Annotated in this window: 7 protein-coding genes and 1 pseudogene; 5 read left to right on the top strand and 3 right to left on the bottom strand. The window is 39.7% G+C overall.

Going from position 1 to position 9523, the window contains the following annotated elements:
• From PSN35_RS04500 to PSN35_RS04490, 3 genes and pseudogenes are all read right to left on the bottom strand, one after another.
• Window positions 1–193, bottom strand: a pseudogene (locus tag PSN35_RS04500) (subtype I-F CRISPR-associated endonuclease Cas1); the annotation flags it as partial.
• Window positions 194–268: 75 nt separating this feature from the next.
• Entirely contained in the window at window positions 269–1027 is a 759-nt protein-coding gene (locus PSN35_RS04495; protein WP_300030054.1) for an ABC transporter permease, read from the bottom strand.
• Window position 1028: 1 nt separating this feature from the next.
• Window positions 1029–1943, bottom strand: coding sequence for an ABC transporter ATP-binding protein (locus PSN35_RS04490; protein ID WP_300030051.1), 915 nt, complete (start codon window positions 1941–1943; stop codon window positions 1029–1031).
• Between the two features lie 133 nt (window positions 1944–2076).
• On the opposite strand from PSN35_RS04490, the gene aceF reads away from it, so the two are divergent.
• The 5 genes from aceF to nadB form a co-directional block, all read left to right on the top strand.
• Window positions 2077–3630: a dihydrolipoyllysine-residue acetyltransferase gene (aceF, locus tag PSN35_RS04485; RefSeq protein ID WP_300030048.1), complete on the top strand. Its 1554-nt coding sequence runs from the start codon at window positions 2077–2079 to the stop codon at window positions 3628–3630.
• Window positions 3630–5033, top strand: a complete 1404-nt coding sequence (gene lpdA / locus PSN35_RS04480) for a dihydrolipoyl dehydrogenase (protein ID WP_300030057.1) — start codon at window positions 3630–3632, stop codon at window positions 5031–5033. Before aceF ends, lpdA begins: the two co-directional genes overlap by 1 nt.
• A gap of 6 nt (window positions 5034–5039) precedes the next feature.
• Window positions 5040–5696: a protein-L-isoaspartate O-methyltransferase gene (locus PSN35_RS04475; RefSeq protein ID WP_300030045.1), complete on the top strand. Its 657-nt coding sequence runs from the start codon at window positions 5040–5042 to the stop codon at window positions 5694–5696.
• Between the two features lie 19 nt (window positions 5697–5715).
• Window positions 5716–8091 (top strand): MMPL family transporter, encoded by a 2376-nt coding sequence (locus tag PSN35_RS04470; RefSeq protein WP_300030042.1) that lies wholly within the window; start codon window positions 5716–5718, stop codon window positions 8089–8091.
• A gap of 13 nt (window positions 8092–8104) precedes the next feature.
• The coding region (nadB, locus tag PSN35_RS04465) for an L-aspartate oxidase (RefSeq protein ID WP_300030039.1) at window positions 8105–9523 on the top strand (1419 nt) is incomplete at its 3' end.

The raw sequence follows: 9523 nt of genomic DNA, 5'->3' as shown, positions 1-9523 counted from the left end.
TGATTGATGTGCCACCGCCAAGTAAAATACAGGTGGTGTTGGCGATGGGGATATTCCAGTATTGTTTGTTGTCTTGCTCTTCAGTGAGGTACAAAACACGCCCATCTTTTTGCATCACTCGACATTTGTCCAAATAATAAATATTGGCGCGTTTAGAATGTAGAATAGCTTTCAGGTCGCTTAATTGTTGCATGTAATAAAATGTTTAGCCTTATAATCTTTATGATTATAACCCTAGAAAGGATTGCAACTCTAATTGGATTAAAGCTTAAGTCTTAATATTAACTCCTCTTTTTAACAAATAAAATGCCACAACCGCCAGTAATATAATCATTGATGTTAGTACCATCATTGAGGTTATAAAATCCGTGGTGGAACTACCCAAAAACCCCATTCTAAAACTGTCAACCATATAGTAGATCGGATTAAATTTACTCAACATTTGCCAAAACTCCGGCAAGATTTCAATGCTGTAGAACATGCCACCAAGATAAGTCATTGGCATTAAGATGAAGGTTGGCACAATAGAGATATCGTCAAAGGATTGGGCAAATACAGCGTTAATAAATCCAGCCAATGAAAATAAAACAGCTGTTAGTAGGAAGGTTATTAGTACAATACCGACACTGTGAATGGATAAATCAACAAAAAAAGATACCGCTATAAACACACCCAAGCCCACTGAAAATCCTCTAGCAACACCGCCAGAGACATAGCCTAATAAAATTACCCAATAAGACACAGGTGAAATTAACAGCTCCTCAATACTGTGATTAAATTTTGCCAAAAAAAACGAAGATACGGTGTTGGCGTAAGCATTTTGAATAACCGTCATCAGAATAATGCCTGGAATAATAAACTGTAGATAATCCACGCCCTGCATAGATCCGATGCGCTCACCCATTAACCCCCCAAAAATAAGCAAGTACAAAGAAGTGGTGATAATCGGCGGAAAAATAGTTTGCACCCAAATTCGTGAAAATCTTAAAATTTCTTTAACAACAATGGTTTTATAAGCAATCCACATATCAATCTTCTCGTGATGTTAGGCGTAAAAATAAGGTTTCTAGTCGATTTTGTGCACTTCTAACATGTTCAATTTCAATCCCTTCTTTCCCCAAAGTTTCAAGTGCCTTACTAACACTTAACTTGTCTAAAACCACCTGCATTGAATGATCATCTAACCTTTCAACTGAAAAGCTTAGCGCTGGTAAAGGATTTGGCAAAGACTTGCCACTTTCCAAAATTAACACCTGTTGAGAAACTTTAGCTAATAGAGCTTTCATACTACTCTGCTCAATCACTTGGCCTTTGTCCAAGATGGCAATATTGCGACACAAAGACTCAGCCTCCTCTAAATAATGCGTGGTTAAGATGATTGTCATCCCCTCGTTATTTAGCTCTTTTAGAAAATCCCACATTGAACGACGAATTTCAACATCTACGCCGGCACTGGGCTCATCGAGGATTAAAATTTTTGGCTCATGCATAAGCGCCCTGGCTAGCATTAATCGTCGCTTCATACCGCCAGATAAAGACTTGGCCATATCTGTACGCTTATCCCAAAGCTCTATGCGCTTCAATAATAATTCCGCCCTTTGTTTGGCCTGATGGCGATCAATGCCATAATAGCCCGCTTGATTGATCAAGATTTCTTCAATGGGTTCAAATGGATTAAAGTTAAATTCTTGTGGCATTAACCCAATCATGCGTTTCACTTTGTTAAGCTCACTGGCTTGATCTAACCCCATTACAGACACATCACCTGATGTCTTATTAAGCAAAGAGCAAATAATACCAATCATGGTGGTTTTTCCAGCACCATTACTACCTAACAACGCAAAAAAATCACCCTGCTTAACACTTAAATCCACCTGTGACAATGCCTGAACATTATTAACATAGGTTTTGGTTAGCTTTGAAATCTGTAATGCATTTGACATGTAGTAGTTAGTCCAATTAAAACAAAAAATTAAATCATCAAACAAGTGGTAAAAAGTATTTTAACATTTATCCCCTTTTAGCGCCTATTTTTGCGATAATTATCACCTTTAAATGAGTAGTGAAATTTACATTATGTCTACAATAAAAAATATAGAATTACCAGACATTGGCGACTTTGACGAAGTTGAAGTTATTGAGATTTTAGTGAGTGTTGGCGACACAATTGCAGCTGAAGACAGCATAATAACTTTAGAAAGCGACAAAGCTTCAATGGAAATTCCAACGCCGAGTGCTGGTGTCGTTAGTAGTATCAATGTTAATATTGGTGACAAAATCAAACAAGGTGACTTAGTTATTTCACTAGAAAGTGGCGATGATGCAGCGACTGATAACAACACAAACACTGAACAATCTGCGCCAACAGAAGCAGTAGAGGCAAAAATAGTGCCTGTCACTGTGCCAGATATTGGTGACTTTGACCAAGTAGAAGTGATTGAAATTCTTGCCCAAGTTGGCGATGAGCTTAATGAAGAAGACAGTATTATTACCCTTGAAAGCGACAAAGCTTCTATGGAAATTCCAACGCCAATTGCTGGCAAAGTCGTTGATATCAACATTGCCCTGGGTGATAAACTTAGCTTGGGCGACCTAATTCTAAACATTGAAAGTAGTGCAGCTACTAGTGCAGCCACAGAAGCGCCAGTCAAAAAACCCAGCGCACCAGTAGAGCAAAAACCAGCAACTACGTCAGCACCGGTAGCAAAATCAGCTGCCACCTTAGATCAATCAGTTTCCAATACACCGAAAGGAGAATCACACGCCTCTCCTTCAATTCGAAAATTAGCCAGAGAGCTAGGTGTCGATTTAAGCAACGTATCCGGCAGCGGCCCTAAAGGTAGAGTACTTGACGAAGATCTAAAAGGTTATGTTAAACAAATTATCACTTCAGGCGGCATGGGTGGTGGATTACCTAAAACACCAGTCGTTGATTTTTCTAAATTTGGCGAGACGGAAGCATTAGCCTTATCAAGAATCAACAAATTATCTGGCAAACATTTGACCGCTTGCTGGCTTAACATTCCACATGTTACTCAATTTGATGAAGTTAATATCGACCAAATGGAGGCATTTAGACAAGAGCAAAAAGCCAAAGGTGTTAAGTTGACGCCACTGGTATTTATCATGAAGGCAGTTGTTCAGGCGCTTAAAAATCACCCAAGATTCAACGCCTCATTAGATGAATCGGGTGAAAACCTCATCCTTAAAAAATACTTTAATTTGGGTATCGCTATGGACACACCGAACGGCTTGGTTGTTCCAGTTATTAAGGATGTTGAGACTAAATCACTGACTGATTTAGCAACAGAATTGGCACAAACATCAGCTAAGGCACGTGACGGAAAACTTAAACCAGGCGATATGCAAGGTGCTGGCTTTACCATTTCAAGTTTAGGTGGCATTGGTGGTACACAATTTACCCCAATTGTTAACTCACCTGAAGTGGCTATTTTGGGTGTGTCAAAATCACAAATGAAGCCAACCTGGGATGGTAAAAACTTTATTCCGACATTAACACTTCCACTGGCTTTGTCTTATGATCACCGCGTTATTGATGGTGCTCAAGGTGGTCGCTTTATGGCAGACTTAAATTCAATTTTAAGTGACATTAGAGAGATTTTATTATGATTACCAAAACCCAAGTTGTTGTTATTGGATCAGGTCCAGGCGGCTACACAGCCGCCTTTAGAGCGGCTGACCTAGGCAAAGAAGTTACACTAATTGAACGTTACGACGCGCTTGGTGGCGTGTGTCTAAATGTTGGCTGTATTCCTTCAAAGGCACTACTGCATACGGCAGAAATTATTAATGAAGCTAAAGAAGCATCACATTTAGGGGTGAGTTTTAACGAGCCTACTATCGATATTGATGGTGTTCGAGGCAACAAAGAAAACATAGTATCCAAACTAACTGGCGGCATTAAAGCGCTTGCTAAAGCGAGAAAAGTCAATGTCGTTACTGGCTACGGAAAATTTATCTCCAATAATCAAATCGCTATTGATGATAGTGACGAAATTATTGAATTTGAACAATGCATTATTGCCGCTGGATCGCGCGTTACCAAAATTCCTGCCTTTCCATTTGATGACCCTCGTGTAATGGATTCTACCGATGCACTAGAATTATCGGATGTGCCAAAACGCCTGTTGATTGTTGGTGGTGGCATTATTGGCCTTGAAATGGCAACCGTATATGAAGCACTAGGCAGTGAAATTACCGTGGTTGAATTATCCGATCAATTAATTGCTAGCGCTGATAAAGATATTGTCAACCCTTTATATAAACGCATTAATAAACGTTATGCCAATATTTTCTTAAATACCAAAGTAGCCAGCATGGAGGCTTTAGATGAAGGTATTAAAGTAGGCTTTGAAGGTAAAAAAGCGCCAGAATTTGATACTTTTGACAAAGTGCTTGTTTCCATTGGACGCTCTGCCAATGGAAAATTAATTGGCGCTGATAAGGCTGGAGTTGAGGTTGATGATTGGGGCTTTATCAATGTTGATAAACAAATGAAAACCAATGTTGAAAATATTTATGCCATTGGTGATATTGTTGGTCAACCAATGCTTGCGCACAAAGCGGTTCATGAAGCTAAAGTGGCAGCCGAAGTAATCTGTGGACACAAATCTGGCTTTGATGCACTAACCATTCCATCAGTCGCCTACACCGATCCTGAAGTGGCCTGGACCGGCAAAACTGAAAAAGAGCTTAAGGCCAAAGGCGTTGATTACGAAGTAGGAAAATTCCCTTGGGCTGCTTCTGGTCGAAGCTTAAGCATTGGCAGAAGTGAAGGTGTTTCAAAAGCCCTATTTGACAAAAAAACCCACCGCATATTAGGCATGGGTATTTGTGGAACAAATGCTGGTGAGCTTATCGCTGAACCAACACTAGCCATTGAAATGGGCTGTGACATGTCTGATATCGCCTTAACCATTCACGCCCATCCTACTTTAAGTGAAACTACCGCCTTTGCCGTGGAAATGGCTGAAGGCACTATTACCGACTTATTACCTCCAAAGAAACGATAAAACATTATGGATATTTCGCAAGCAAGAAAAAATGCCATTGATAATCAAATTCGCCCTTGGGGCGGCTTAGATTATATTGCCAACAACGCACTCAGAGATATACCTAGAGAAGATTTTGTTCCTGATAATTATAAAAATCTAGCCTTTGCGGATATTGAAATTCCATTAACCGATAAGGCAAAAATGCTTTCACCAAAGGTGGAAGGTCGCCTGCTTGATGCATTACACATCAGAAAAAATGAAACAGTACTAGAAGTAGGCACAGGTAGTGGCTACTTAACCGCGGTTTTATCCAAACTTTGTCAATCAGTTACCAGCATAGAAATTGATGAAACGTTAAGCAACTCTGCTCAACAAAAACTCAAAGAGCTTGATATAAAGAATGTCAGTTTTGAGGTGGGTGATGCATCAAAAGGCTGGCAGCGTTCTACAGATTTTTACGATGTGGTTGTTATTAGCACTTCGGTGCCAAAAATTACAGGTCGTTTTTTCCACCTGCTTAATGTTGGTGGACGCATCTTTGTGGTTGAAGGCACAGGAAAAGCCATGAGCGCTAAAATAATTACTCGTCTGAGTGAGCATAAATGGGAAACAAAATCATTATTTGAAACTCAGCTAGATGTTATGCAGGGTTTGGAAACCGCCGCTAAATTTAAGTTTTAGTTAACCAGGGTTTTAATTTATGAATCTATTTTTTAATTTTGTCTTAAAAAAATCACTTCTAGGTTTAACCCTGCTACTGATTATTGCAGGGTTTTTTGTTTCTCAAATCCCTAATTTTCAACTCGACGCCTCATCAGATTCTTTGGTGCTTGAAGGAGATGAAAACCTGGCTTTTTATCAACGTGTCAAGAATGACTATGGCTCTGATGATTATCTGGTTATCTCTTATCAGGTGAAAGGCGAGTTGCTAGATTCGAAACAACTGGCTCATTTAGCACAATTCAAACAAAGCTTAAACAACATTGAGCAAGTTAAATCGGTCACGAGCATTCTAGATGTGCCTTTATTTCGCTCTCCACCACTTTCGTTGGTAGAACTAGCAGATGAAAACATAACCATTGAAAATGGTAACGCCAACCTTGATTTAGCTATTGATGAATTTAAAACTTCGCCTCTTTACGCCAATAATTTAGTCAGCAAAGACGGAAAAACAACAGCGATATTAATCAGCCTAAAAGAGAACCAACGATTTGCAACGTTGCGCAATACTCGTGACCAGATGCGCATTAAGCGTAACAATAACTCACTCAATGAAGAACAAATAGCCAAATTAAAAAGCATTGAAAAACAAGTCTTACGTAATGCCAGTTTGCAGAGCGACCAACAGGCCAAAACCATTGCTCAGATTCGTACGCAAATTCACCAATATTCAGACAAAGCCAGTCTATTCTTAGGTGGCTTACCTATGATTACAACCGATATTGTGAGCTATATCAGTAGCGACTTAATTGTCTTTAGTTTGGCGGTAATTGGACTAATGACGCTTATTTTGGCCATTATTTTTAAAGGGTTGCGCTGGGTAGTAATGCCAATTGGTATTAGTATTACAGGCGCACTAATCATGACCGGATTACTGGCATTTTTAGAGTGGAAAGTTACGGTTATTTCAAGTAACTTCTTCTCACTACTATTGGTAATGACACTTTCAGTTATTATTCATTTGGTGGTTAGATATCGTGAACTCTCTGTACTTAATCCAGCACTAGAATCTCAGCAATTAATTAAAGATACATTGGCGCAAATGTTTAAGCCGTGTTTATTTACCACGCTAACCACTTTTGCTGCGTTTAGCTCCTTACTTATCAGTGGCATTCGCCCGGTGATCGACTTCGGCTGGATGATGTCAATCGGTGTAACCATCGCCCTGGTGTTATCATTTTTAGCCTTTCCAATGATCATGGCCTTATTGCCAAAAGCAAAAATTGCCGCCCATAAAACCGAACTAGGGTTTACCACCGCACTGGCTAAGTTTGTCGAGCGATTTGGCAATCACCTACTGGTTGTTCTTGTTATTTTTATTGTGGCTGCAGGTTTTGGCGTATCAAAGCTCAGTGTAGAAAATAGATTTATTGATTACTTTAAAGAAAGCACTGAAATCAATCAAGGGCTAACCTTAATTGATCAAGAATTGGGCGGCACCATCCCACTAGAGATTATCTTTGAAGATTTAGCAGAAGATTATTGGTTTGATGAAGATTTAAGAGCAGAGATACATGATGTCCATACATATTTAGATGGACTAAAAGAGACTGGAAAAGTACTATCTATTGATACTTTGATGAGCATTCTAACCCAGGCTAATGACGGTGAAGCGCTTAATGGCTTCTTTCTTAATATTGTTCGCGGACAGATTCCTGAATCAGCCAAACAACACGTACTAACGCCGTATATTTCTGAAGATAATGGGCAGCTGCGTATTGTTATTCGTGTCAATGAAACCAACAAAGCATTAAAGCGTGGCAAACTAATTGAAGAGATTAATCATCACCTCTCTGATGAGTTAGGCTTTAGACCGGAAAGCTTCAGACTTAGCGGCATGCTAGTTCTATACAATAACATGTTGCAAAGCCTATTTGACTCTCAGATAAAAACCATTGCCGTAGTGTTTGGCATTATTTTTATCATGTTCTTGTTTGTGTTTAAATCAATTAGCTTATCAATCTTGGCGCTCATTCCAAATACCTTGCCGTCGTTGTTTATTCTTGGCATTATGGGTCTATCCAACATCCCACTAGACCTAATGACCATTACCATTTCCGCCATCGCTATTGGCATTGGTGTGGATAATGCTATTCACTATATCCATCGATTTAAAAGTGAATTTAAAAAAGATGGTGATTACCTAAAGACTATGTATCGCTCACATGCCAGCATTGGCCTGGCAATGTTTTATACATCAATTACGGTTACTTTAGGCTTTTTGATTCTGGCTTTATCTAACTTTATACCAAGTATTTATTTTGGTATATTTACTGCTATCGCCATGCTTAGCGCCCTATTGGCCAACCTAACCTTATTGCCTAAATTGATATTAATGGTGAAACCAAAAATCTAATACCGGTTTCTTTATGTCTACACAGCATCAATTTGACGTCTTAATTATTGGCACTGGCAGTGCAGGATTAATGAGTGCCTTACAACTCTCTACCGATCTATCTATCGCCTTAATTGCTAAAGACGACGTGCTCGAGGGTAGTTCATTTTATGCGCAGGGCGGCATATCAGCCGTACTCGATGCCCATGATAATTTTGATCAACATGTGGTTGATACCCTATCAACTGCTTGCGGACTAGCTGATGAAGCTGCGGTAAGTTTTATGGTGAAAAATGCGCCCGCTGCCATTGATTCGTTAGAAGATGCTGGCGTGCAATTTACCAAAGATAAGAATGACTACCACCTAACAACAGAAGGTGGCCACAGCCACAGAAGAGTGGCACATGTTGCAGATAAGACTGGCCAGTCTATTCAAATAAACTTACTAAGTAATGTTAAAAAACGCGACAACATTACTTTATTTGAGGGCTATATTGCCGTTGATCTACTCACTCAAAGTGATCAATGTTTTGGTGCTTACGTACTAAATAAACAAACCCATGAAGTTGAGTGTTTTGTTGCTCATAAAACCATTTTAGCAACGGGAGGCGCTTCTAAGGTATACCGCTACACCTCAAATCCTGACACTTCAACCGGTGATGGTATTGCTATGGCTAAGCGCGCAGGCTGCAAGATTGTTAACATGGAGTTTGCGCAATTCCACCCTACTTGCCTTTATCATCCTCACGCAAAATCTTTTCTAATCTCTGAAGCCATACGCGGCGAAGGCGGCAAGCTTCACCTGCCAAATGGCAATCAATTTATGCATCAATACGATGAACGTGGTGAGTTAGCCCCGCGCGATATTGTTGCCAGAGCAATCGACTCAGAAATGAAATCAGGCGGTTTGGATTGCGTCTATCTAGATATCTCATTCAAAGGAAAAGATTGGATACAACAACATTTTCCAACCATCTTCGACAAATGCCTAAGTTTTGGTATTGATATTTCACATCAATCTATTCCGGTAGTGCCTGCAGCTCATTATACTTGTGGTGGCATTGATACCAATCTAGATGGACAAACTGATATCGATAATTTATATGCCATTGGTGAAGTTGCACACACTCAAGTCCACGGTGCAAATCGTATGGCTAGCAATTCATTATTAGAATGCATTGTTTTTGCTAAATCATGTGCACAAGATATCAACCAGCAAGTATTAAGCTCGGCCTATCCATCATTTGACCCTTGGGACGCTTCTCGTGTTGCGCCCTCTAATGAAAAGGTTGTTGTGACACATTTGTGGGATGAAGTTCGCGCCATTATGTGGAATTTTGTTGGCATTGTAAGATCGGACAGGCGTCTTAATTATGCCAAACATCGATTAGAGCAAATTGAATCAGAAGTTGATGAATACTACAGTCTTTACTTAATTTCTAGCGATTTAGTT

Origin of the sequence: Candidatus Thioglobus sp., from assembly GCF_028599055.1 — a bacterium.
In the GTDB taxonomy this organism is placed as follows: Bacteria; Pseudomonadota; Gammaproteobacteria; order PS1; family Pseudothioglobaceae; genus Thioglobus_A.
Note: the sequence above shows the minus strand (reverse complement) of the source record. Positions and strands in the feature narration are given on the sequence as shown.